The 847-nt window shown below is 51.2% G+C and carries 1 protein-coding gene; it reads right to left on the bottom strand.

Annotation, left to right across the window (positions count from 1 at the left end; translation table 11 throughout):
- Positions 1-187: 187 nt before the first annotated feature.
- Positions 188-847, bottom strand: a 660-nt coding sequence (locus DXA97_RS21410) for a lysozyme (protein ID WP_243107799.1), incomplete at its 5' end; no start/stop codon positions are given.

Here is an 847-nt window from a genome sequence, read left to right on the forward strand (position 1 = left end):
GTTTGCCGTGTCTTGAACCTGTGAATCTACTTATTATATAGTAAGTTATGCTATCACTCAGTTTCCGCACAAAATAAGGCAAAACTGGTTACCGAATACATTTTCGTTTTTCTGAGCAACCTAGCATATTATACCGTAATTTATGCGCCGTAGTCAAATCGTTGTCATTGACTACGGCGCATCTGTTTTACTGTCTTAAACCCGGATGCTGTAGCGCTCCGTCCTGGTCAGGCGTAAGTACCACCGGCTCTGTTGCCATGCGGCCATCATCATCTAAATAATACCATTTACCGCCTGACGTCTGCAAGCCCTTAACCATAGCTCCATCTGTCCCCAGATAATACCAGTCACCATTGTAGCGGTACCAGGTGTCATGAACCATCATACCGGCACCGTCAAACCAGTACCACTTATCCTCATCGTGGTACCAGGCGTTGACCACATGCTTGCCACTGCCATCCCGGAAGTAAAACCGCCAGCCACCGTCCTCCTGCTGCCATCCGGTCTTAACCTGTTCCGGCACCGGCGTCAAAAAGAGCGCTCGTTCTTCCTGGCGGCGTTTGGTGAGACCGGTCAGTTCTCTGCCGCCTGCCTTGTTGTAAGCCAGGATCATGTGAGAGATTTCCGCACGCGTCCGTGATCCCTGTGCAGTAAGGCCGTCGATAGAGCCGACGTTGTAGGCAAAGGACACCAGGGCATCAAATTCGTTCTGGGTCCACCGGTATGTGGCATACTTGTCCACCTTCGGGCCATACTTGCGATTGATGGATTCACGCAGCCACTCATCTGCCGTCTTCTGGCTAATGCGCAACCCCTGGCAAATCGTGGTGCCTGTGATAGACTTGTC

The organism is Clostridium sp. OF09-36, from assembly GCF_003481985.1.
Lineage (GTDB): Bacteria > Bacillota > Clostridia > Lachnospirales > Lachnospiraceae > Brotaphodocola.